At 66.0% G+C, this 24433-nt stretch carries 13 protein-coding genes; 2 read left to right on the forward strand and 11 right to left on the reverse strand.

The genetic code is table 11. From position 1 onward, the window contains the following. Positions 1 to 2: 2 nt before the first annotated feature. Genes treZ through BRSPCE3_RS28270 form a run of 5 tightly spaced genes read right to left on the reverse strand, consistent with a single transcriptional unit; the run spans position 3 to position 11257 of the window. Positions 3 to 1775, reverse strand: a complete 1773-nt coding sequence (treZ, locus tag BRSPCE3_RS28250) for a malto-oligosyltrehalose trehalohydrolase (RefSeq protein WP_244069620.1) — start codon at positions 1773 to 1775, stop codon at positions 3 to 5. Next, positions 1772 to 3844: a glycogen debranching protein GlgX gene (gene glgX, locus BRSPCE3_RS28255; RefSeq protein ID WP_244069622.1), complete on the reverse strand. Its 2073-nt coding sequence runs from the start codon at positions 3842 to 3844 to the stop codon at positions 1772 to 1774. The genes treZ and glgX overlap by 4 nt, the downstream gene beginning before the upstream one ends. A gap of 3 nt (positions 3845 to 3847) precedes the next feature. Further along, the gene (gene glgB / locus BRSPCE3_RS28260; RefSeq protein WP_244069624.1) at positions 3848 to 5995 is read right to left on the reverse strand and encodes a 1,4-alpha-glucan branching protein GlgB; all 2148 of its coding nucleotides are present in this window, start codon (positions 5993 to 5995) and stop codon (positions 3848 to 3850) included. Then, positions 5992 to 9297 (reverse strand): maltose alpha-D-glucosyltransferase, encoded by a 3306-nt coding sequence (gene treS, locus BRSPCE3_RS28265; RefSeq protein ID WP_244069626.1) that lies wholly within the window; start codon positions 9295 to 9297, stop codon positions 5992 to 5994. Before treS ends, glgB begins: the two co-directional genes overlap by 4 nt. Before the next feature lie 10 nt (positions 9298 to 9307). Beyond that, positions 9308 to 11257 carry an alpha-1,4-glucan--maltose-1-phosphate maltosyltransferase gene (locus BRSPCE3_RS28270; RefSeq protein ID WP_244069627.1) on the reverse strand — a complete coding sequence of 650 codons (1950 nt, stop codon included), beginning with the start codon at positions 11255 to 11257 and terminating at the stop codon, positions 9308 to 9310. A 203-nt stretch (positions 11258 to 11460) separates the two neighbouring features. Between BRSPCE3_RS28270 and malQ the strand changes: the two genes are divergently transcribed. Next, complete coding sequence (gene malQ, locus BRSPCE3_RS28275) at positions 11461 to 13410, forward strand: 4-alpha-glucanotransferase (RefSeq protein ID WP_244069629.1); 1950 nt, start codon at positions 11461 to 11463, stop codon at positions 13408 to 13410. A 15-nt stretch (positions 13411 to 13425) separates the two neighbouring features. After that, the gene (locus tag BRSPCE3_RS28280; protein WP_244069630.1) at positions 13426 to 15234 is read left to right on the forward strand and encodes a glycoside hydrolase family 15 protein; all 1809 of its coding nucleotides are present in this window, start codon (positions 13426 to 13428) and stop codon (positions 15232 to 15234) included. 297 nt (positions 15235 to 15531) lie between these two features. On the opposite strand, the gene BRSPCE3_RS28285 is transcribed toward BRSPCE3_RS28280, so the two are convergent. The 6 genes from BRSPCE3_RS28285 to gnd all read right to left on the reverse strand — a co-directional run bounded on the left by BRSPCE3_RS28285 (position 15532) and on the right by gnd (position 24427). Continuing rightward, on the reverse strand, positions 15532 to 19410 hold the full coding sequence (locus tag BRSPCE3_RS28285; protein WP_244069631.1) for a calcium-binding protein: 3879 nt from the start codon (positions 19408 to 19410) through the stop codon (positions 15532 to 15534). 335 nt (positions 19411 to 19745) lie between these two features. Then, positions 19746 to 20561, reverse strand: a complete 816-nt coding sequence (locus BRSPCE3_RS28290; RefSeq protein ID WP_244069632.1) for an HAD family hydrolase — start codon at positions 20559 to 20561, stop codon at positions 19746 to 19748. Beyond that, positions 20558 to 21046 (reverse strand): gluconokinase, encoded by a 489-nt coding sequence (locus tag BRSPCE3_RS28295; RefSeq protein WP_244069846.1) that lies wholly within the window; start codon positions 21044 to 21046, stop codon positions 20558 to 20560. Before BRSPCE3_RS28295 ends, BRSPCE3_RS28290 begins: the two co-directional genes overlap by 4 nt. A 54-nt stretch (positions 21047 to 21100) precedes the next feature. Continuing rightward, entirely contained in the window at positions 21101 to 21853 is a 753-nt protein-coding gene (gene pgl / locus BRSPCE3_RS28300; RefSeq protein ID WP_244069633.1) for a 6-phosphogluconolactonase, read from the reverse strand. 1 nt (position 21854) lies between these two features. Continuing rightward, complete coding sequence (gene zwf / locus BRSPCE3_RS28305) at positions 21855 to 23348, reverse strand: glucose-6-phosphate dehydrogenase (protein ID WP_244069634.1); 1494 nt, start codon at positions 23346 to 23348, stop codon at positions 21855 to 21857. Between the two features lie 95 nt (positions 23349 to 23443). Continuing rightward, positions 23444 to 24427 carry a phosphogluconate dehydrogenase (NAD(+)-dependent, decarboxylating) gene (gnd, locus tag BRSPCE3_RS28310; protein WP_244069635.1) on the reverse strand — a complete coding sequence of 328 codons (984 nt, stop codon included), beginning with the start codon at positions 24425 to 24427 and terminating at the stop codon, positions 23444 to 23446. Between the last annotated feature and the right edge of the window lie 6 nt (positions 24428 to 24433).

Below are 24433 nucleotides of genomic sequence, written 5' to 3' on the forward strand. Positions count from 1 at the left end.
TGCTATCCGATGTGCCAGCGCACCGCCCAGCCGGGGAGGTCACCCGACAACGCGGCGCCCCAGATCGCGGTTCCCTTCGGCATCCCTGCGCCGCTGATATCCCGGTCCGACAAATTGGCCGCGAGCCACAGCGTGCGGCCGTCGCCCATCCGCCAATGCGCGGTCAACAGATCGCCCATAACGCTGTCGCCGCCGAACCGTGCCCCTGGGAGAAGCGGCGTGATCTCGCGCCGGCGCACGGCGAGCAGGTCGCACACCAGCTTTAGCCGCGCGCGGGCCGGGTCGTGGCCAAGCGCCGTCCAGTCGAGCACGGCCGAACGCACCGTCGCCTCGGCAAGCGGGTCGGGAATGTCGTCGCCATATTTGGCATAGGCCCAGGCGAACTCCTTGCGCCGCCCGGCGCGGACAGCGTTGGCGAGATCGCCCTTGAAGTCGCAGAAGAACGGGAAGGGCGTCGTCGCGCCCCATTCCTCGCCCATGAACAGCATCGGCGTGTTGGGCGCGATCAACGTGACCGCCAGCGCCGCCTCGATCGCCGCAGGCTTTGCCAGGCTTTCGAGCCGATCGCCGAGCGGCCGGTTGCCGATCTGGTCGTGGTTTTGCAGGAAGTTGATGAAGCAGGTCGGCGACAGCTCACCGCTCGGTTCGCCGCGCGCCTTGCCGCCCCAGAACTCCGAGACTTCGCCCTGGTAGATGTAGCCCGACGACAGCGCGCGCGCGAGATCCTGCTTCGGCGCCCGATAGTCGCCGTAGTAGCCCTGCCTCTCGCCGGTCAGCAGCACGTGCCAGGCGTGATGATAATCGTCGTTCCACTGGCCGCGGAATTTGCCGTGCGGCGGGTCCTCGGCGGCATCGAGCAGGCTTGCGATGTTGTCGCCGTTCTCCAGCACGAGGTTGATCTGCCGGCCGGTCTCCGTAGCGAGCCGGCCTGCGGCCTTGCTGAAGTCATGCAGGATGGAGATCTCGCCGGCTTCGACGATGGTGTTGACCGCATCGAAGCGCAGTCCGTCGAAGCGATAGTCGCGCAGCCAGCTCACGACGCTGCCGATCGCGAATGCCCGCACCTCGGGCACGCGATAGTCGATCGCGCTGCCCCACGGCGTATGCGCGTCGCTGAAGAAGGCGGGCGCATAGCGGCCGAGATAATTCCCCTCGGGTCCGAAATGGTTGTAGACCACGTCGAGCATCACCATCAGCCCGCGCAGATGTGCCTCGTCGATCAGGGTCTTGAGGTCTTCGGGGCGGCCGTAGGCGCTGTCGGGCGCGTACCACAGCACGCCGTCATAGCCCCAGTTGCGTTTCCCTGCGAAATCCGCCAGCGGCATCAGCTCGAGCGCGGTGATGCCGGTTGCCACCAGATGATCGAGCTTGTCGATCATGGAAAGGTAAGTACCTTCCGGCGTGAAGGTGCCGACATGGGCCTCGAGAACGACGGCCTCGTGCCAGGGGCGTCCGCGCCAGTCGGTCGCGCGCCATTTGAACGCCGTGTGGTCGATCACCTCGCTCGGGCCGAACACGTCGTCCGGCTGGAACGCGGAGGCCGGATCGGGCATGTCGACCTCGTCATCGATGCGGAATTTGTAGCGGGTACCCGCGCGCGCACCCGGAATCTCGGCGACGTACCAGCCGGCCGCATCGCGCGTCAGTGCGTGCGCATCGCGGCTTCGCGTATGCGGCTTGTCGAGCAGCAGGTCGACGCGCCTGGCCGCCGGTGCCCAGAGCCGGAAGCGCGCGCCGTCCGGTGTCAGCTCAGGGCCGAAATGCTGGACACTCATGCGGAGCCTGCAAATGCCAGCACCGAGCGCGGCGGCGCCGTCATATCGGCACCGGACGCAAACTGCTCGGCCGATTGTTTGGCTTTGGTCGTGTTCAAGACCTGCTGCCAGCTCCTGTATTCCGCCATCCTCGGCATCCTGAACACGATCTCCTGCGGCGCGGCATTGAGCACGATAAAGATCGGCGCCTGTCCTGGTTCCATCGGCCCCAGCACGTAGGCCAGGAACCGGCTCTCGGGGAATTTCCAGTCGGATTCCTTCATCTCTTCCGCAGCCGGCGTCAGCCAAATCACGCCATAGCTGCCGTCGGCGCGGCGGCCGTCGAGCCAGCGCTGGCAGCGGATCTGGCCGAAGCGCCGGCGCAGCGCGACGAGATGACCGATGAAATCGATGGCGTCGTCGTCGGTGCCGAGACTGTCCCAGCCGACCCAGCCGGTCTCATTGTCCTGGCAATAGGCGTTGTTGTTGCCGGCTTGGGTGTTGGCGACCTCGTCGCCGGCCAGGATCAGCGGTGTGCCTTGTGCAAGCAGCAGGCAGGCCAGCGCATTCTTCCTGAGCTGGCGGCGCAGCGCGATGATGGCGGGATCGTCGGTCGGGCCTTCATGGCCGCAATTGTTGCTGTGGTTGTCGTTGGAGCCGTCGCGATTGTCCTCGCCATTGGCCTCATTGTGCTTCTCGTTGTAGCTGAACAGGTCGGCGAGCGTGAAGCCGTCATGCACCGTGATGTGGTTGACGCTGGCGCGGGTGGCGCGGTTGTCGTGGTGAAACAGATCCGAGGACGCCGTCATGCGGCCCGAGATATCGCCGATCAGGCTGCCTTCGCCGCTCCAGTAGCGCCGCATCGCGCTGCGGTAGCGGTCGTTCCATTCCGACCATTGCGACGGAAACGCGCCGACCTGGTAGCCGCCGAGACCGAGGTCCCACGGCTCGGCGACCATCTTGGCGGTCGCCAGCACCGGGTCCTGGCGGATCGCGGCGAGGAAGGGATGGTTGCGATCGAAGCCGTTCGGCCCGCGCGCCAGCGTGGTGGCGAGATCGAAGCGGAAGCCGTCGACATGACAGACCTCGACCCAGTAGCGCAGCGAATCCATCACCATCTGCAGCACGCGCGGATGGGTGAGATTGACCGAGCTGCCGCAGCCGGTGAAGTCGTCGTAGAAGCGCGGGTTCTCGCGGTTCAGCCAGTAATAGGAGGCATTGTCGATGCCGCGGAAGCACAGCGTCGGGCCCATATGGTTGCCCTCGGCGGTGTGGTTGTAGACGACATCGAGCAGCACCTCGATGCCGGCGTCGTGCAGCCGTGCGACTGTTGTACGAAACGAATCCAGCGCATTGTCCTGGGCGTAGCGCGCTTCCGGCGCGAAGAACGCGATCGTATTGTAGCCCCAGTAGTTCGACAGCTTCTTCTCGACCAGGATGCGGTCGTCGATCAGGCCGTGGATCGGCAACAGCTCGATGGTGGTGACGCCGAGCCGCTTGAGGTGGTCGATCATCGCCGGCGACGACAGGCCGCCATAGGTGCCGCGCAAATTCGGCGACACGTCCTCACGCTTCTGGGTCAAGCCCTTGACGTGGGCTTCGTAGATGATGGTGTCTTCCCAGGGAATATGCGGCCGGATCTCGCGGCGGCCCCAGTTGAAGGTCTCGTCGACCACCACCGCCTTCGGCATGCCGCGCGCATTGTCGCGCCGGTCGAACGACAGGTCCTCGCGCGCGCTGCCGGTACGGTAAGCGAAATGCGCATCGCTCCACACCAGCCGGCCGGCGAGCCGCTTGGCATAGGGATCGAGCAGCAGCTTGTTGGCGTTGAAGCGGTGGCCGCGTTCCGGTGCGTAGGGCCCTGAGACGCGATAGCCGTAAAGCTGGCCCGGCGAGACGTCGTTGAGATAGCAATGCCAGACGTCCTCAGTGCGCTCCGGCATCTCGATCCGCTCGAGCTCGCGGCGGCCCTGGCCGTCGAACAGGCACAGCTCCACCTTCTCCGCATTGGCCGAGAACAGCGCAAAATTGGTGCCCCTGCCGTCCCAGCTTGCACCGAGCCGTGCGGACGTTCCTCCGGTCAGTCGCATCAATCAGCTTTCCGGTACGAGGAAGATCGCAGCCAGCGGCGGAATGGTCAGGTTCAGCTCGGGCGTGGCGCCCTCCGAGGCACGGACCTCGCCGACATTGCCGACATTGGTGCCGCCGTAATGGGCGGAATCCGAGTTGAACACCTCGTGCCACTTGCCGGCGAACGGCACCCGGACGCGATAGTTGCGATAGACGTTGGGCGAGAAGTTCAGGACTACGAGGCAGCGGGCGCGCTCGGCATTGCCCTTGCGGATCCAGCCGAACACATTGTTGCTGGCGTCGTCGGTGATGACCCATTCGAAGCCGGCCTGGTCGCAGTCGAGCTCATGCAGCGCCGGCAGCGCGCGATACAGCCGGTTGAGGTCGCGGACCACGTTCTGGATGCCGCTGTGCTTCGGCTGTTGCAGCAGGTGCCAGTCGATCGAGTGGTCGTGATTCCACTCGCGCTCCTGGCCGAACTCGCAGCCCATGAACATCAGCTTTTTGCCGGGATGGCCGAACATGAAGCTGTAATAGGCGCGCAGGTTGGCGAAGCGCTGCCAGTCGTCGCCGGGCATGCGGCCGAGGATCGAGCGCTTGCCGTGCACGACCTCGTCGTGGGACAGCGGCAGGATGAAGTTCTCCGAGAAGGCGTAGTGCAGGCCGAACAGGATGTCGCCGTGATGGAATTTGCGGTGGATCGGATCCTTGCCGATGTATTTCAGCGTGTCGTGCATCCAGCCCATGTTCCACTTGTAGCCGAAGCCGAGCCCGCCATATTCGACCGGGCGCGACACCTGCGGCCATGCGGTGGATTCCTCCGCCGCGGTCGTCGCCTGCGGGAAGTGCGCGAACAGCTCGGTGTTGAAGCGGCGCAGGAAGTCGATCGCCTCGATGTTCTCCCGCCCGCCATATTTGTTCGGGATCCAGCCCCCGGCAGGGCGGCTGTAGTCGAGATACAGCATGGAGGCTACGGCATCGACGCGCAGCCCGTCGATGCCGTAGCGATCGAGCCAGAACAGCGCGTTCGACACCAGGAAGTTGGTGACCTCGGTGCGCCCGTAATTGTAGATCAGCGTGCCCCAGTCGAGATGACGGCCCTGCAGCGGATTGGCGTGCTCGTAGAGCGCGGTGCCGTCGAAATTGCCGAGGCCGTGCGGATCGTCGGGGAAATGCCCGGGCACCCAGTCGAGCAGCACGGCGAGCCCCGCGCCGTGGCAGGCATCGATCAGCGCGGCGAAATCGTCGGGCGAGCCGAACCGGCTGGTCGGGGCGAACATGCCGGTCGGCTGGTAGCCCCAGGAGCCGTCGAACGGATGCTCTGATATCGGCAGGAATTCGATATGGGTGAAGCCCATGTCGCTGGCATAGGCCGGGAGCTGCTCGGCCATCTCGCGATAGCTCAGCCACTCGTTGCGGCCCTTGCGGCGCCACGAGCCGAGATGGACCTCGTAGATCGACATCGGCGAGCTCAGCGCGTTGACGCGATCGGGCGCCGGGCGCGGGTGCGGGATCTTGCGCTCGTCGATCACGATCGAGGCGGTCTTCGGGCGCACCTCGGCGGCGAACGCCAGGGGGTCCGACTTCAGCGGCAGGTGCTGGCCGTTGCGACCGATGATCTCGAACTTGTAGTGGTCGCCGACCCGCGCGCGCGGGATGAACAGCTCCCAATAGCCCGGGCCGCGCACCCGCATCGGGTGCCGCCGTCCATCCCAGAAATTGAAGTCGCCGACCACGCTGACCCGCCGCGCATTCGGCGCCAGCACCACGAAGCCGATGCCGTCGACGCCGTCGAGCGTCATCGGATGCGCGCCGAGCGTGTCGTAGACGCGCTGGTGGGTGCCCTCGCCGAGCAGATAGAGATCGAAATCGCTCAGGATCGGCGGAAAGCGGTAGGCATCCTCCAGCTCGACGACGTTGTCGCCGAACCGCGCCCGAAGCTGGTAGCGCGTCGAGCCGTTCGGCAAGGGCCCTGCGAACAGGCCGGCATCGTGGATCCGCGCCAGCGGTGCCGTCTCGCCATGCTCGCCGATCGCCTCGACATTGGTCGCATCAGGCAGGAAGGCGCGCACGACATTGCGATCCCCCTCGGCGTGGAGGCCGAGATAGTGGAACGGATCGGAATGGCGGCCTTCGATGATGGCATAGGCTTCGGCGGGCAGTTTGTTCATGCAACCTCTTGCGGCTGTTGCGCCAGGATCCTCAGCAGGCCGGTGAGCGGCACCCGCAGCCAATCCGGCCGGTTGGCCAGCTCATACTCGATCTCATAGAAGGCTTTCTCAAGCAGGAAAAAGTTGAGCAGGCGGTCGGCCGCCCTGGCCTCAGTGGGCCACAGGCGCTGCCCGGCCATGGTCTCGCGATAGGCGGCCAGCAGGGTGTCCGCGGCCTGGTCGCGCCACCCGGCCAGAGCAAGGCTCAGCCTGCCGCTCTCGTCGGGGGCGACCTTGAGCGCGCGTTCCAGCGCGGCGGTCGCGGCATAGTCGATCGAGCGGATCAGCCCGGCAACGTCGCGCGCCGGCGGTGCCTTGCGGCGCCGCTCGGCGATGGTGCGGCCCGGTCCGCCGTCGAAATCGATGATGAAGACGTCGTCCTTGACCACCAGCAGCTGGCCGAGATGCAGGTCGCCGTGATGGCGGATGCTGAGCCCGTCGGTCTCGCGCGGCAGCAGCGCCTTCAGCCGCTCCGGCAGCATGTCGTGCTGGGCCTGCAATTGATCGGCGAGCAGCCGGTCGGCCTCCTTCAGCGCGCCGCGCCGCTGCTTCAGCGTGTCGAACACGCGCTCGGCGCGCGCCATGATCTCGTCGTTCCAGCGCTGCAGATCCTCAGGTCTGGTCGGCTCCGGCGCGAAGTCCGGCAGGTCGCGATTGCCGGCGAGCGCGATGTGCAGCTCGGCGAGGCGCTTGCCGCTGTGCGACAGGTGGCGCAGGTAAGTCGCATGATCGCCGTTCTCCTCCGGATGTTCGCTCGCCGCCAGCAGGCGCTGCCGCTCGATGAGGCGGTCGAGATGCGATGCGCCGACATTCCAGAGGTCGCCCTGGTTGACGACCATGGCGTGCAGCACCGCGATCGCGCTGCGATTGTCGCCGTCCACCAGTTCGGAGGTGCCGAGCAGGGCGGGCGTGTTGGGGAAATTGACCACTTCGGTGAGGAAGCGGCCCATCTCGATCTCCGGATTGATGCCGACCTCGAGCTTGCGGTAGATCTTGGTGACGTACTCGTTGTCGACCAGCGCGGTCGAATGCGGTTGATCGTTCTCGAACACGCGGATCCGCTCCGGCTGCCGCACCGGGCGGTCGGAGAAGCGGCTGGTCGGCCGGAATTCGAGCTTGAGACCTTGCTCGCCCTCGTCGACCGTGAGGTTTTCCCGCAGATTGCGCAGGAACAGGCCGGTGAAGATCTGGTCGGTCGAGACATCGAGCAGCGTGCCCTCGCGTGCGCCCTGACGGACCGCGGCAAAGGCGCGCGGGTTGTAGCGCTCGCGGTCGAAGCGCACCCATTCGATCTGCATCGGCAGCACGTAGCGGCTGGTGATGCCGCGCTCCGTGGTTTCGAAGAAGATCAGCCAGGGCCGGTTGTCGCCGATGTCGCAGAACGGGATCGCAGACACCAGCGTCGGCTGGATCGCCTTCGCGGAATGCTCCGGGTACCAGCGCGTGCGGGAGAGATGGCCGGGCAGCACGTCGTGCTCGAACACGCCGCGCTCCCGCGCCAGCGAGGTCCAGGTCGAACCGAGCGGCACCACCAGCGTTTCGAACTCCGGCACCGCCCGCGGCTTCACCGGCTCGGACTTGTCGCGCTCCTGCAGCTGGAACCAGTAGAAGCCGTAAGGCGCCAGCGTGATCATGTAGGGCAGCTCACCGATCGCCGGGAAGCGCGTGCGTCCGAGCATCTCGAGCGGAATGCGGTCCTTGAAGGCGGAGAGATCGAGCTCGGTGGCCTGCGCTGAGCGCGACAGGTTGGCAACGCACAGGATCGCCTCGCCCTGGTACTGCCTGACATAGGCGAGCACCGAGCGGTTCTCGGGGCGGATGAAGGTCATGGTGCCGCGCCCGAAGGCGAGCGTCGACTTGCGCACCGCGATCAGCCGCTTGGTCGCCGACAGCAGCGACGACAGGCTGCGCGACTGCGCCTCGACATTGACGGCCTCGTAGCCGTAGACCGGGTCCATGATCATCGGCGCGTAGAGCCGCGCCGGGTCGGCGCGCGAGAAACCGCCGTTGCGATCGGGCGACCATTGCATCGGTGTCCGCACGCCGTTGCGGTCGCCGAGATAGATGTTGTCGCCCATGCCGATCTCGTCGCCGTAATAGATGATCGGCGTGCCGGGGAACGACAGCAACAGCGAGTTCATCAGCTCGATCTTGCGGCGGTCATTGTCCATCAGCGGCGCGAGACGGCGACGGATGCCGACATTGATGCGGGCGCGCGGGTCGTTGGCATAGGTCGACCACAGATAGTCGCGCTCGACGTCGGTGACCATCTCAAGCGTCAGCTCGTCGTGATTGCGCAGGAACAGCGCCCATTGGGCCGCGGCCGGAATGTCGGGCGTCTGCCGCAGGATATCGGTGATCGGAAAGCGGTCTTCCTGGGCGATCGCCATGTAGATGCGCGGCATCAGCGGGAAGTGATAGGCCATGTGGCATTCGTCGCCATGGCCGAAATATTCCTGCACGTCCTCCGGCCATTGATTGGCTTCGGCCAGCAGGATCTTGCCCTTGGCGTAGGCGTCGAGCTCCTGGCGCAGCCGCTTGATGATGGCGTGCGTCTCCGGCAGGTTCTCGTTGTTGGTGCCGTCGCGCTCGCACAGATAGGGGATGGCGTCGAGCCGAAAGCCGTCGACGCCGGTGTCGAGCCAGCGCTTCATCACCTGCACGATGGCGCGCACCACGCGCGGATTGTCGAAGTTCAGATCCGGCTGGTGCGAGAAGAAGCGGTGCCAGTAGAACTGGCCGGCTTCCGGATCCCAGGTCCAGTTCGACTTCTCGGTATCGGTGAAGATGATCCTCGTATCGAGGTATTTCTGGTCGGTATCGCTCCAGACGTACCAGCTGCGCGCGCTCGAATTCGGCGGGCTGCGGCGCGCACGCTTGAACCAGGCGTGCTGGTCGGAGGTGTGATTGACGACGAGCTCGGTGATGACGCGCAGGCCGCGCTTCTTGGCTTCCTGGATGAAGCGCTTGAAATCCTTCATCGTCCCGAAATCGGGATTGATGTCGCCATAGTCGCCGATGTCGTAGCCGTCGTCGCGGCCCGGCGAGGGATAGAACGGCAGCAGCCACAGCGCGGTGACGCCGAGTTCCTGCAGGTAGCCGAGCTTCTCCGTCAGGCCCGTGAAGTCGCCGATGCCGTCATTGTTGCTGTCGGCGAACGCCTTGACGTGCAGCTGGTAGATGATGGCGTCCTTGTACCACAGCTGGTCCGCGGTCTCGGTTGCGATCTTCACCTCGGTGTTGACGGAGGAGAAAACGTTCATGGCGGCTCCTTCAGGCGACACAGCGCAACAGCAACGCGGGATCGCGCGCAGGATCGATACGCAGGCGGATGCCTCCCCATTCGAGCGCATGGCGCTCGCCGGTGACAAGGTCTTCCACGGCGGTGGCGGCGCGGCGATCGTCGCCACGGCCGACCATGACGTCGCCGAGCGGCAGCCAGACCTCACGCGGCTCGGCCGACAATGCAATCGCAGCCGCGATCACATTGCCCTGATCGGCCGCCTCCTTGACGAAACCGATCACGCCGCCATCATCGACAGGGATAAAGCGCAAATCGGCGAATTGTTGCAGGGCCGGGTTGCCGCGCCTGATTTGATTGAGCGCGGCGATATAGGGCTTGATGTTCCCGGCCTGATCCCAGTCGCGGACCCTGATCTGGTATTTCTCGGAATTGAGATAGTCCTCGCCGCCGGGGACCGGCGTGTGCTCGCGCAGCTCGAAGCCGCTATAGATGCCGTAGTTGCTGGAAAGCGTCGCGGCCAGCGCGAGACGCGACTTGAACATCCAGGATTCGCCGCTTTGCAGGTGGAAGGGCAGGATGTCGGGTGTGTTGACGAAGAAATTCGGCCGAAAGAAGTCACGCTCGGGATAGGCGATCAACTCGCCGAGATACTGTTCGAGCTCGAAGCGCTGGGTACGCCAGGTGAAATAGCTGAAGGACTGCGTGAAGCCGAGCTTGGCGAGACCCTTCATCAGTTTCGGCCGCGCGAAGGTCTCCGCAAGGAACAGCACGTCGGCATCGCGGTCCTGCACCTCGCGAATCAGCCATTCCCAGAATGCCAGCGGCTTGGTGTGCGGATTGTCGACCCGGAAGATCTTGACGCCCTGCTGGACCCAGAACAGCACGACGTCGCGCAGCGCGCGCCACAGCGCGGCGGCATCCGCCGATCCGAAATCCGGATTGACGACGTCGTCCCAGCGCTGCGGCGGATGTTCGGCGGCACGCATCGAGCCGTCCGGGCGCCGCTTGAACCATTCCGGATGCGCGGTCAACCAGGGATGATCCGGCGAGCATTGCACCGCGAAATCGAGCGCGACCTCGAGGCCATGGGCATGACAGGCCGCAACGAAGGCGCGGAAATCCTCGAGGGTGCCGAGCTCCGGATGCACGGCATCGTGACCGCCCTCCGCCGATCCGATCGCATAGGGGCTGCCGGGATCGCCCGGCTGCGCGATCGCGGCATTGTTGCGGCCCTTGCGGTGCGTGCGCCCGATCGGGTGGATCGGTGCCAGCAGCACGACGTCGAAGCCCATCGCGGCGATGTCGGGCAATCGCGCAATGCAGTCGTTGAAGGTCGCGTGCGCGCCCGGCATCTTGCCCTGGCTGCGCGGAAACATCTGATACCAGGCCCCGCTGCGCGCCCGCGGCCGGTCGGCGGTCAGGGGGTAGAGCTGCGATCGCATCAGGTCGCGGCGGAACTGGCTGCCCGCCATCGCTGCCTGCAATTCCGGTGCGAGCAGGGCGCCGGGCTCGCCGGTCTGCAGAAAGCTTTCGCACTGCCGGATGATGACCGCGGCGGCCGCCGGCCCGCCGGCCTGGGCCTGGGTCAGCATGCCCGCGCCCTCGATCGCATCCAGCGTGTGGTCGCCGCCGTCGCGCTGCTTCTGCTCGAAGCGGTGCCGCCAGCTTGCGAACGGGTCGGTCCAGGCCTCGATCGCGAAGCTGTAGCGGCCGGGCCGGTCAGGCACGAAGCTGCCGCCCCAGCGGTCGTCGCTGTGCGGCGTCATCGGCGCAGCCTGCCATTCGGTGTCGCCGTCGCGCCGCCACACCAATGCCGCCGATATCACGTCATGTCCGTCCCGATAGATGTCGGCCCAGACCTCGACAGCTTCGCCCGCGATGCGCTTGACGGGGAAACGGCCGCCATCGACCGACGGATAGACGTCGGTGATATGAAAAGTGCCATGGGCACTCTCGACAGGCCGGAGGGTTTTGTTCACGGTGATGCCGCCATTGAAAATGCAAATGACGTCCCGACGCCGGGAAGGAGGCGCGCCAGACCCATATAGAAAGCCGCTCGCCGGGCAATGGTTCCCGGTGGGAACGCCGGATAGGGTAGAGCGTTGAACATCAACTATCCCTTTCCCGTATCTGTACAATTTAGCAACGATCCCGATACCGTTGCGAGCAGGCAGCGTGCCGAATGGACCTTTACGCCAAAGCCCAGACCCTGGGAATCCAGACCGAGTATATCGATGGGAGCGGTCACCGCCGTGTGACAACCCCTGAGGCGCTGACGGCGATCCTCGCGGGGCTGCCGCCCCAGACGCCGCGGCGGATCGTCGCCGATCCCGTGGTCGTCAGAGGCGGCCAGGCTGCGCAAACGCAGCTCGCGGAGGCGGCGCGGCTTCCAGTGCAATGGAAGGTCATGAACGGCACTGCGGTGCTCGCGCAGGGCGAGGCGCATGAACGGAGCGTGACCTGGCCGTCCGGTCTGCCCGAAGGCGTGCACCGCCTGCAGCTCACCGACGCGTCGGGCAGCGAGGAACTGCCGCTGCTGGTGGCGCCGGAGGGCGCATTCGGCGGCGAGTTCGACCGCTGCTGGGTGATCGCGGTCCAGCTCTACGGCGTGCGGTCCGCGCGCAATTGGGGCATCGGCGACTTCACCGATCTGCGGGGCCTGCTCGAATTCGCCCGCCGGCTCGGTGCCGACGGCATCGGGCTCAATCCGCTGCACGCGCTGTTCGACGATCGGCCCGGCGATTGCAGTCCGTATTCGCCGAACAGCCGGCTGTTCCTCAACGCGCTCTACATCGACGTCGAGCAGATTCCCGAATTCCGCATCGATGCCGAGACGCAGGCCGCGCTGGCGCAGCTCCGTGGCCACGATCTGGTCGACTATGTCGGTGTCGCGGCGCTGAAATGGCCGGCGCTGCGCGCGGCGTTCGCGGCCTTCAAGGCCAATCCCGGTCCCGGCCGCAGGCAGGATTTCGAGGCCTATCGCAACGAGCAGGGTGCGCTGCTGTCGCGCTTCGCCTGCTTCGAGGCGATGCGGCACAAGTTTAACACGCCGTGGTGGGAGTGGCCGGACGAATGGCGGCAGCCCAGTGACGCGGCCTGCGCCAAATTGCGGGAGGCGCGCGACTCTGCCGCCGAGGTCGAGTTCGTCGAATTCGTGCAATGGACCGCGGACCGCCAGCTCGGCGCCTGCCAGGCGCTGGCGCACAGGCTCGGGATGCGGGTCGGGCTCTATCTCGACGTCGCCGTCGGCGTGCAGTCGGACGGCTTCGACGCCTGGAATGAGCAGACCGCGATCTCGCGCCATCTCGGCGTCGGCGCGCCGCCGGACCCGCTCAACACCGCAGGCCAGGACTGGGGATTGGCCGGCTTCAACGCCGCAGGCCTCGAACAGCGCCTGTTCGAGCCGTTCAGGCAGATGCTGCGCGCCTCGATGCACCATGCCGGCGCGATCAGGCTCGACCATGCGTTCGGACTGAAGCGGCTCTATCTGGTGCCGCGCGGCTTCGGCCCGGCCAATGGCGCCTATGTGCTGATGCCGTTCGAGGCGCTGCTGGCGGCGACCGCGCAGGAAAGCACAGCCAGCCGCTGCGTCGTGATCGGCGAAGACCTCGGCACCGTGCCGCCCGGGTTCCGCGAGCAGATGAACGGCTGGGGCATCTGGTCCTATCTCGTGATGATGTTCGAGACCGACGACCGGGGTGTGTTCCGCAACGTCGATTACTATCTGCCGAACGCGCTGGTCACGTTCAACACCCACGATCTGTCGACCTATGCGGGCTGGCGTTCGTTCAGCGACCTCAAGACCAAGCGCGCGCTCGGCATCGACCCCGGCGAGACCGACCAGGGGCGCTGGGATGCGCTCGGCCATCTCGACGACGTGCTGCGCCGGCACGACATCCATCACAACGATTTTTGTTCGGTGGTGAGCTTCATGGCGCGGACGCGGTCGCGGATGCTGGCGGTGTCGATGGAGGATCTGCTCGGCATCGTCGAGCAGCCGAACATCCCGGGCACCGTCTACGAGCATCCGAACTGGAAACGGCGGCTGCCGGTCTCGCTCGAGCATCTTTCGTCGGCGATCGACATCGATGCGCTCAAGCGCGCCACCCGCGAGCGGTCGCACGCGGGATAACGCGGAGCACGGCGCGTGGCCTCTCGCATCGAAGATTATGGACTGATCGGCGATTGCGAGACCGCAGCGCTGGTCGGCCGCGACGGCTCGATCGACTGGCTGTGCTGGCCGGCATTCGATTCCGATGCCTGCTTCGCGGCGCTGCTCGGCACGTCGCGGAACGGCCGCTGGCTGCTGGCGCCCACTGGCGAGATCAGGCAGACCTCGCGCCGCTACTGGGACGATACGCTGATCCTGGAGACCCGGTTCGAGACCGAAGGCGGCGTGGTCGCGCTGGTCGACTTCATGCCGCCGCGCGGCAACGCTTCCGACGTGGTGCGTCTCGTCCGCGGCATCAGCGGCCGCGTCAAGATGCACATGGAGCTGGTGATCCGCTTCGGCTTCGGGGTCGACGTGCCCTGGGTGAAGAAGAACCCGGACGGCGAGGGGCTGCTCGCGATCAGCGGGCAGGACATGACCGTGCTGCGCACGCCGGTCGAAACGACAGGCAAGGACCTGACCACGATCGCCGATTTCGAGGTCGGCGAGGGCGACACCGTGCCGTTCGTCCTGACCTACGGCGCGTCGTTTCAGCCGGTGCCGGAGCCGATCGATCCCGCGGCGGCGCTGAAGGACACCGAGGACTACTGGAAGGAATGGTGCAGCCGTTCGACCTATGACGGCAGCTATCAGCGCGGCCTGGTGATGCGCTCGCTGATCACGCTGAAGGCGCTGACCTTCCGGCCGACCGGCGGCATCGTCGCGGCGCCCACCACGTCATTGCCGGAAAAGCTCGGCGGCGCGCGCAACTGGGACTACCGCTTCTGCTGGTTGCGCGACGCCACCTTCACGCTGCTGGCGCTGATGAATTCGGGCTACACCGAGGAGGCGGCGGCCTGGCACAACTGGTTGCTGCGCGCGGCGGCCGGCGCTCCCGCCAACATGCAGATCATGTACGGCATCCTGGGCCAGCGGCGCCTGCTGGAATGGGAAGCCGGATGGCTGCCCGGCTATGAAGGGGCGCAGCCGGTGCGCGTCGGCAATGCCGCGCATGCGCAGCTGCAACTCGACGTCTATGGCGAGCTGATCGACGCCTTCCACCAGTCCCGCATGGCCAAGCTGAAGCTCGACGAGGAGAACTGGTCGCTCGAATGCACCGTCGTCAGTCATCTCGCCGACGTCTGGGACGAGCCGGATCACGGCATCTGGGAGCGCCGCGGCACTCCCAGGCACTACGTGTTCTCCAAGGTGATGTGCTGGGTCGCCTTCGATCGCGCCATCAAGAGCGCCGAACGCTTCGGCTTCAAGGCACCGCTGCTCAAATGGCGGGTGCTGCGCGAGGCGATCCATCGCGACGTCTGCCGGCGCGGCTTCGATCCCGGTCTCGACAGCTTCGTCGAGAGCTACGGCTCAAAACTGCTCGACGCCAGCCTGCTGCTGTTGCCGTCGGTCGGCTTCCTGCCGCCGGACGATCCGCGCATCCGCGGCACGATCGCCGCGGTCGAGCGGCACATGATGCGCGACGGGTTCGTGCTGCGCCACGATCCGCGCGAGGTGTCCGACGAAATCCAGCCGATCGAGGGCGCGTTCCTGGCCTGCAGCCTGTGGCTCGCCGACGCTCACGTGCTGGCGGGAGATCTCGACAAGGCGCAGACCATGTTCGACCGCGTCGTGGCGGTTGCCAACGATCTCGGACTGCTGGCGGAGGAGTACGACTCCGGCGCCGGCCGGCAGACCGGTAACTTCCCGCAGGCATTGACCCATATCGCGCTGATCAACACCGCGCACAATCTCAGCGCCGCCAGGGCCGACGCCGAGAAGCCTGCGGTGCAGCGGTCGACCTGAGGCCCGCTCGCGGGACCGCCGCCAAAATATCGAAACAACCCCATGCAAAGGAGCCGACGGCTGCCGGCGTTCGACTAAAGCGCGATGAGATGAGGTCGAATCGCCATCGCGCTTTAGCTCTATGTTTAAGCAGGATGTTTTCGGAAAACCGCTTCGCACTTTTCCGGATCATGCTTTACGCAGCTTGACACGTCGGGCAACTCAGGCGTACATTTCCAATATTCCGAAATTGTGCAACGGCCGCTCGCCCGCCACGGCGGGGCTTTATTCGACCCAAAATCGGCTCGCGCCGGTTCGTCAGGTGAGGTCGACCGGCGGGTACGGCGTTCCCGGCGGCACTCCGAGATAGAGATACTCGAGGCCGAACTTGGCAGCGAACGCTGAGGCGGTGTCGTCGAGCAGGATTTGGCCCCCTGCGTTCAGATGCAGCTCCGGCCGTGTGAAGCCGTTGAGGGTGAAAGCCGGCAGCGTGTTCTCGTTGACGAACAGATCGTCGAATGTGTGAGATACGTTGCCGAGGTTGGCGAGGTTGCCGGCGAGGTCGCTCACAGCTGCGCCATTGGCATTGAAGCCGGTGATCGCCAGCGGCGCCGTTGGCGGATTGCCGGCCGCCACGACATGGTCGAATACCAGCTTGCTAGCATCGCCGAGCAGGGCGGTGGCCGCGGCATCGAAAGTCGCCGTGCCGCCGTCGTTCAGCGAGAGCGTCGGCGATCCGCCCGCGAGTTTTACCGCCTCGTCGAAATCGAGGGTGAACTGGATCAGCGATCCGGCGGTCTGGGTGCCGCTCGCCGGCGTCGCGGTGATCTCAGTCAATTGGGGCGCGATCGTATCGATCTGCAGGATGCCGGCCGGATTGCCGATCGCACCTGCGAGGTCGGCGTCGTTGCCGGCCTGGTCCTTGATCGAGCCGCCGTCGAGGCTCGAGCCGGTCACGGCGAGATCGGCGGTGTTCTCGCCGGCACCGACGACATACTGATAGGTCAGCGTGCTGCTGCCGCTGCCGCCGACATAATGCGCGACGCCGCCGTCATTGAGCGCCAGCGTCGGGATGCCGGTGACGCTGACGGCTTCGTCGAATGCAACCGCGAACGTGACGATCGAGCCTGCTGCCTCGTGTCCGTCCGACGGCGTGACGGCGACGCTGGCGGCATGCGGTGCGGTGGTGTCGATCTGCAGCGTGCCGGCCGGATTGCCGATCGCGCCGGAAAGATCGGCATCGTTGTTGAACGGGTCCTTCATCGTGCCGCCATTCAGGTCGGAACCGATGACGGCGAGGTCGGCCGTGTTTTCGCCCGCGGCGACCGTGTATTGGTAGGTCAGGGTGTTGGTCCCGCTGCCGCTCACAAACGAGGCGACGCCGCCGTCGTTGAGCAGCAGATGCGGCTGGCCGGTGACGGTCACGTTCTCGTCGAACGTCACCGTGAAGGTCACCACATGACCGGCATTCAGATCGCCGGACCCCGCCGTGATCCCCGTGCCCGAGGTCGTCACCGCGGTGACGCCGGGGCCGCCGAAGATGAAGTCATCGTTGCTGAGGTCGGTCTTCGTCACATTGTCGAGCGTCAGGACGTTGCCGCCGCCGAAATCGATCACCGTGTCGGCCCCGACCGGCGTGGCCAGCGCGAGCACGGCCGTCAGGTCGTGAATGCCCGCCGCCTTGAACGCCCGAAGATCGATCTCGTCGTCGGTGCCTGCGCCGGCGACGAAGTCGGCGATGACGTCGGATCCGGCCCCCGGCTTGAAGACGTAGGTATCGTCGCCGGCCCCCAGGATGATCTGGTCGTTGCCGGCGCTGCCGGTGATGACATCGTTGCCCGCGCCGCCGTCGATCGTCAGCTTGATCGTCGCGGCGCCGAGCCCGGACGCATCGATGATGTCGGCGCCGCCAAAACCGTTGATGGTCAGCGAGTCGTTGGCGGCTTCCTGACCCAGGATCGCGACCTCCGCAGGCAGGCCGTCGACCAGAATGGTCCCGCCGTTTTGGCTCACTATGATCTGATCGACCCCGCCGGTGCCCTCGACCGTCACGGTGTCGGCCGCGCCGTCGCCGGTGCCGCTGCCGGGGGTCGCGGAGAGATCGATGAGGACCTGCTTGACGTCGGTACCGGTCAGGTCGTTGACGGTGACGTGATCCGCTCCGCCGCGGGCAAAGAAGGCAATCTTCTCGATGCCGTTGAGGTCCATGGTGATGTTGGCGACATCACGGGTCAAGCGCACCCGCGTGCCATTGGCCGAGATGTCGATGTTCTCGGCGATGTTGGCGCCATTGAACTGCAGCGTGTCGGTGCCGGCCTGTCCTTCGACCGTGTCGCTGCCGTCGCCGGGATTCCAGATATAGGTGTCGTCGCCGCCGCCGAGCAGCGCGACGTCGCTGCCTTGGCCGCCGGTGACGATGTCGTTGCCGCCGCTGCCGATGATGACGTCGTCGCCGGCGCCGCCGTTGATGGCGAGCGCGATCAAGCCGGCGGCGACGCCGGACGCGTCGATATGGTCATCGCCGCCCAGGCCGTTGATCTGCAGCACGTCGGTCGCGTCCTGGCCGTGCACCACGATCTCTGCGGCAAGGCCGTTGACCAGGATGTCGCGGCCGCTCCCGGTCACGGTGATGGTGTCGGCGCCGGCGGTGCCGTTGGCGATCACGGTGTCGAGCGCGCCGTCGGGGTTGCCTCCCGTGACGGACAGGTCGATCAAAACCTGTTGCACGTCGGTGCCGGAGAGGTCGTTGACCGTAATCGTGTCCGCGCCGCCGAGGGCGTGGATATCGATCTTCTCGATGCCATTGAGGTCCATCGTGATGTTGGCGACGTCGCGGGTCAGCCGAACACGGGAGCCGTTGGCGGAGATATCGAACGTCTCCGCGATATTCGCGCCGTTGAACACCAGCGTGTCGGTGCCGGCCTGTCCCTCGACGACGTCGCTGCCGTCGCCGGGATTCCAGATGTAGGTGTCGTCGCCGGCGCCGAGCAGGGCGGTGTCGTCGCCGCGGCCGCCGGTCACGGTGTCGTTGCCGTCGCCGGCGAGAATGACGTCGGCGCCCTGGCTGCCGATGATCGTATCGTTGCCGTCACCGGCATCGATGGTGAGCGCGAGTTGCCCGGCGGGCAGCGCGGATGCGTTGATGGTGTCGTCGCCGCCGAGTGCGTTGATCGTCAGGGAGTCGTTGGCGGCTTCCTGGCCGACGATGGTGACATCAGCGGAGAGGCCGCTCACCACGACGTCGGAGCCGACCAGCGCGACGGTGATCTGATCCGCATTGCCGGTGCCGACGATAGTCACTGCATCGGCGGCACCGTCGCCACCGCCGCCGGCGGCCTGCAGGTCTATCGTGACGTGCTTGACGCCGGTGCCGCTGAGGTCGTTGACGGTGACCTGGTCGGCGCCTCCCAGCGCCTTGAAGTTGATATTCTCGATGCCGTTGAGGTCCATCGTGATGTTGGCGACATCGCGCGTGAACCGCACGCGGGAGCCGTTGGCCGAGATGTCGATCTTCTCGGCGATATTGGCGCCGTTGAATTGCAGGGTATCGTTGCCGGCGCCGCCCTCGACCGTGTCGCTGCCGTCGCCTGGATTCCAGATGTAGGTATCGTCGCCGTCGCCGAGCAGCGCGGTATCGGCGCCGCGTCCGCCGGTGACGATGTCGTTGCCGTTGCCGCCGATCAAGAGGTCGTTGCCGTCACCGCCGGTGATGGTGTCGTTGCCGTCGCCGCCGTCTAGCGTCAGCGAGATCAGCGCCGCCAGCCCGTTGCCGGCCGTGATGACGTCGTCACCGCCGCCGGCATGGAGAACCAGATTCTCGGTGGTGCTGATGTCGACGGAGAATGGATCGGGGCTGGTCCGGTTGACGCTGACATGGGTGCCGTTGGCAGCGATGACGAAAGTCTCGCCGGTGTCCTCACCGTCGATCATGGCGGTGTCGGTGCCTGCGCCTCCATCCAATGCGACCGGCGGCAGGGCGCCCTGGCTCGCATCGAGTGTGATCGTGTCATTGCCATCCTGGCCGAGGATGTCGATCGCCGTGGTGTTGGCGATGGTGGCCGGTCCGCCGGTGATCGGAACCGCGCCTCCATTGACCGTGATGACGCCCGCCGGGTCGCGGCCCGTGGTGATGGTGTCGTCGGCGGCATCGCCGGTGACGGTGAGGACTCCGGCGGCGAGGTTGGCGGTCACGGCCATGAATTGCACTCCAGCAAAATTTGGCGTGCCCGGGGCCGGACTCGCCGAACTAATGGGATCGGCTGCCTCAGGAAAAATTCCTGGATGCGAGCGGCAGCGAACGAATGTGAGGAAAGTGTTTCGAACTCCTCGATTGGCGGGCGACAGACCAGTATTTCGATAGGTCGAATGGAACCGCGGATTGGTCGGGCGACGGACATCGCCGCGACAAATGGCCGCGTGATCGGTGTGATGCGATCACAGCATCAGAGTGACACGATCGGATGTCGTGGACTGTAACGGCGATCACGCTGCGGCCCGCGTTCGATCACGCGGGGGGCGCTCGTCGGTGGGCGTCAGCGCAGCTGCAGCGCCGTGTCCATGGCGCGCGCGAAACCGTCGCGCTCGTTGGTATCGGTCACATGCGTGGCGCGCGCCTTGACGTCGTCGCTGGCATTGCCCATCGCAAACGAGACGCCGCTTCGCGCGAACATCGGCAGATCGTTTTGCATGTCGCCGATCGTGGCGACGCGCTCGAGCGGCACGCCGAGGCGCTTGGCGATGCCCTCGACGAAAGTGCCCTTGTCGTGGCCCGGGGGGGTGACGTCGAGATAGTAGGTCTGCGAGCGCACCGCGGTCGCATCGTGGCCGACCATCTGCTGCATCTCGACTTCGCAGCGCTGCAGCAGCGCCGCATCGGAGCTCGCGCCGACGATCTTGCAGGCCTGGCCGAGATAGGGCGTGAAGTCGTCGACGATGGTCGGATCGTGCTTGATGGTGTGCTGCTCGTGCGCGGTGTATTCGCCGTCGGGATTGCGGGTCAGCCAGCGGTCGTTGGTGAACAGCCAGATGTCGACGCCGTGGTCGCGCAACAGGTCGACGCAGCGTCTTGCCGCCGCCGCGGGGATCAAATGCTGCTCGAGCGGCTTCAATTGCGGATCGACGATCGACGAGCCGTTGAAGGCGCCGATCGGCAGCGTGATCGCGAGCGGCGCGACCAGGAAACCCATCCCGATGGTCGGCCGGCTGGAGACGACGGTGAAACCGATGCCGGCCTCGTGCAGCCGGCGCACCGCCGTCCTGGCGCCGTCGGTCAAGGTCTTGTCCTTGGTGAGCAGCGTGCCGTCGACATCGGATACGACAAGGGCGATGCGGGTGGCGGTGTGGTTCATGGGCGGCCCAGCTTCAGTTGAGTGACGATGTCTTCGATGATGGCATCGACCGAACGATCGATCGCGACCGTGATCGGGCGTTCGTCCGGCGTCGGCGGCTCCAGCGTCCTGAACTGGCTGGCGAGCAGGCCCGGCGGCATGAAATGGTCCTTGCGCGCGGCGAGCCGCGTCGCGATCAGCTCCTGCGTGCCGTCGAGGAAGACGATGCGGATATCGTCGCGGCCGTGCACCAGGATGTCGCGATAGGCGCGCTTCAGCGCGGAGCAGGCGATGACGGCGCGCTCACGGACGCCGCAGGTGCGGTCGATCTCGGCGGCGATCGCGCGCAGCCAGGGCCAGCGATCCTCGTCGGTGAGCGGCTGGCCGGAATGCATCTTTGCGACATTGCTCGGCGGATGAAAGCTGTCGCCGTCTTCGTAGCGCCAGCCGATCCTGATCGCGAGGCGGTCGGCGATGGTGCTCTTGCCAGAGCCGGAGACGCCCATCACGACCAGTGCGCAGGGGTTTTGCCCGTCACCCAAGAAAGTCACCCAACAAGGTCATCCACGAGTTCCCTCCGGCAGCGCTGCCTGATCGATCAGCCAGACGGTTTCGCCCAGCGATCGTGCGCGGTTTGCCGGCAGGTTCTCGCCTGCGAACAGGCGCGTCAAGATCGCGCGCTTGTTTTCGCCCGCGACCTCGAACAGCATCTCGCGGCAGGAGGCGAGCGCGGGCAGGGTCAGCGACACCCGCGGCACGAACGGCTCGACATTGGCTTTGGGCACCCCGACCACCCAGCGCTGGGTTTCCTCGACCGCCGGGAAGCCGGGAAACAGCGAGGCGGTGTGGCCGTCGGGCCCGATGCCCATCAGCACCAGGTCGAACAGCGGCCGCTTCGGATCGAGCTGCTCGGCGCCGTAGAACGCCATCAGCTCGTTCTCGTAGAGCGCCGCGCTGACATCGGGATCCCTGAGGTCGGCGGTGTCGGTCGCGATCGGGTGGACATTGGCGGCCGGGGCGCAGCGGTCGAGGAAGGCCTGACGCGCCATGCTCATATTGTGCAGCCTGTCCTTGCGCGGCACCAGGCGCTCATCGCCGATGAACCAGTCGATGCGGTCCCACGGAATCCGCTGGCGATAGTCCGGCGTCGCCAGTAGCTCGTAGAGCGCCTTGGGGCTGGAGCCGCCGGTCAGGCACACCGCGATCCGGCCGGGGTTCTGGTCGATCCTGGCGATCACCCGCTCGGCGGCCGTCTTCGCCAGGGCCGCGGGACCCGCGACCGTGATGATTGTGCGCTCGCCGGGCGTGGTCATGTCAGCCGAGCTTCCGCCAGCCGCGGCCGTCGCGCGTCAGCAGCGCGTTGGCCGCCTCGGGGCCCTCGCTGCCGGCCTTGTAGGGCTGCAGGCCGCGTCCGCCGGCGCTCTTCCAGGCATCGATGAACGGCTGCACCGCCTGCCATCCGGCCTCGACGCTGTCGGCGCGCTGGAACAGCAGATTGTCGCCGATCATGCAGTCATAGATCAGCGTCTCGTAACCGGTCGACGGCTCCGCCTTGAAGTAGTCCTTGTAGCGGAACTTCATCTCGACGCCGTCGATGTTGATGGTAGGGCCCGGCACCTTGGTGTTGAATTGCAGCTCGATGCCTTCGGTCGGCTCGGTGGAGATGACGAGGTAGTTCTGCGACAGGCGGTCGACCGCGGTGTCGCGGAACATCGCGAACGGCGCCTGCTTGAACTTGATCGCGATCTCGGTGCGCTTGGTGTTCAGCGCCTTGCCGGTGCGCAAATAGAACGGCACGCCGGCCCAGCGCCAATTGTCGATGGTCAGCTTCAGCGCGGCATAGGTCTCGGTCGAGCTGTCCGGCTTGACATCCGGTGTCTTGAGATAGTCCTCGATCTCGGTGTCGCCGATCCGCCCGGCGCGATACTGGCCGCGCACCGAATTGGACAGCGCCTCCTGCTCGCTCTGGATCTGGATCGCGCTCAGCACCTCGGCCTTTTCCGAGCGCACCGCATGGGCGTCGAAGCGCGCCGGCGGCTCCATCGTCACCAGCGACAGCAGCTGGAACAGATGGTTCGGCACCATGTCGCGCAACGCGCCGGTGGCATCGTAGAAGCTGCCGCGGTGGCCGACGCCGAGCTTCTCGTCGACGGTGATCTGGACGTGATCGATATGGTTGCGATTCCAGATCGGCTCGAACATGCCGTTGGCGAAGCGCAGCACCAGGATGTTCTGGACGGTTTCCTTGCCGAGGTAATGGTCGATCCGGTAGATCTGATGCTCGTCCATCAGCTTCAGCAGCGCGGCATTCAGCGCCCTGGCCGACGCCAGATCGGTGCCGAACGGCTTTTCGACGATCAGCCGCCGCCAGGCGCCGTTCTCCTCCAGCATGCCGGTGCGTCCGAGCTGCTCGCTGATCGGCATGAAGGCGCTCGGCGGCGTCGCCAGATAGAACAGGCGGTTGCCGCCGGTGCCGCGGGCTTGCTCGAGCTTGCCGAGCCGTTCGTTCATGGCATCGAAGGACGCCGGATCGCGCGGATCGGCCTCGATCGAGGTGACGCATTCGAACAGCCGCTTGGCGATCGCCTCGTCCACCGGGCGGGTGGCGAACTTGCGCAGTCCCTGCATCAGGCTGTCGGTCAGCTGCTCGCTCGACATGCCCTTGCGGACGATGCCGACGACGCAGAATTTCTCCGGCAGCAGGTCGCCGGCGGCGAGATTGTAGAGCGCCGGGACCACCAGGCGGTGGGTCAGATCACCGGTGGCGCCGAAGATGATGAAGGAGCAAGGATCGGGTTTTTTCTGCACGTGACCTTCCGCGGTTATCTTCTAGACGCGTTTTCTTCACGCGAACCGGTGCCCATCCCGCATCACGTGCGGGACAGGCCCCGCTTGAAAACGCTTTAAGCCTTCTTCGGCGGCTCCTTGTGGCCGCCGAAACCTGCGCGCATCGCCGAGAGGATTTTCTCCGCGAAGGTGTGGTCCTTGCGCGAGCGGAAGCGCGTGTAGAGCGCGGCCGTCAGCACCTCGGCCGGCACCGCCTCGTCGACCGCTGCATTGACGGTCCAGCGGCCTTCGCCGGAATCCTCGACGAAGCCGGAGTAATTGTCGAGCGTCTGGTTCTGCGCCAGCGCCGAGGCGGTGAGGTCGAGCAGCCAGGACGGGATCACGCTGCCGCGCCGCCAGACTTCGGCGATGTCGGCGATGTCGAGATCGAAGCGATGGTCCGGCGGCAGCGCCTCGATATTGGCGTTCTTCAGGATGTCGAAGCCCTCGGCATAGGCCTGCATCAGGCCGTATTCGATGCCGTTGTGGATCATCTTGACGAAATGCCCGGCGCCGACGGGACCTGCGTGGATGTAGCCCTGTTCGATCCTGGCATCGCGGCCCTCGCGGCCGGAGGTGCGCGGGATGTCGCCGATGCCCGGCGCCAGCGTCTTGAAGATCGGGTCGAGCCGGTCGACCACTTTCTTGTCGCCGCCGATCATCATGCAATAGCCGCGTTCGATGCCCCAGATCCCGCCGCTGGTGCCGACATCGACATAGTGCAGTCCGCGTTCCCGCAGCGCCTTGCCGCGGCGGACGTCGTCCTGCCAGAAGGTGTTGCCGCCGTCGATGATGACATCGCCGGGCTGCATCAGCTTCGACAGCGCCTCGATGGTGGCTTCGGTGATCTTGCCGGCCGGCAGCATCACCCAGGCGGTGCGCGGCGCTTCCAGCTTGAGGACGAAATCCTCCAGCGACGAGGCGCCCGTCGCATTGTCGGCGACGAGTGCCGCGACGGCCTTCGGGTCCTTGTCGTAGACCACGGTGGTGTGGCCCTGGGTCATCAGGCGGCGGACGATGTTGCCGCCCATCCGCCCGAGGCCGATCATGCCGAGTTGCATTGCTCG

The organism is Bradyrhizobium sp. Ce-3, assembly GCF_022835695.1.
Lineage (GTDB): Bacteria > Pseudomonadota > Alphaproteobacteria > Rhizobiales > Xanthobacteraceae > Bradyrhizobium.

Bases quoted from the DNA above. Each gene is read 5' to 3' on its own strand.
- BRSPCE3_RS28295 (WP_244069846.1), bottom strand. From the start codon at position 21,046: ATGGGCGTCTCCGGCTCTGGCAAGAGCACCATCGCCGACCGCCTCGCG.
- glgX (WP_244069622.1), bottom strand. From the start codon at position 3,844: ATGCGACTGACCGGAGGAACGTCCGCACGGCTCGGTGCAAGCTGGGAC.
- gnd (WP_244069635.1), bottom strand. From the start codon at position 24,427: ATGCAACTCGGCATGATCGGCCTCGGGCGGATGGGCGGCAACATCGTC.
- pgl (WP_244069633.1), bottom strand. From the start codon at position 21,853: ATGACCACGCCCGGCGAGCGCACAATCATCACGGTCGCGGGTCCCGCG.
- BRSPCE3_RS28290 (WP_244069632.1), bottom strand. From the start codon at position 20,561: ATGAACCACACCGCCACCCGCATCGCCCTTGTCGTATCCGATGTCGAC.
- malQ (WP_244069629.1), top strand. From the start codon at position 11,461: ATGGACCTTTACGCCAAAGCCCAGACCCTGGGAATCCAGACCGAGTAT.
- BRSPCE3_RS28285 (WP_244069631.1), bottom strand. From the start codon at position 19,410: ATGGCCGTGACCGCCAACCTCGCCGCCGGAGTCCTCACCGTCACCGGC.
- treZ (WP_244069620.1), bottom strand. From the start codon at position 1,775: ATGAGTGTCCAGCATTTCGGCCCTGAGCTGACACCGGACGGCGCGCGC.
- treS (WP_244069626.1), bottom strand. From the start codon at position 9,297: ATGAACGTTTTCTCCTCCGTCAACACCGAGGTGAAGATCGCAACCGAG.
- glgB (WP_244069624.1), bottom strand. From the start codon at position 5,995: ATGAACAAACTGCCCGCCGAAGCCTATGCCATCATCGAAGGCCGCCAT.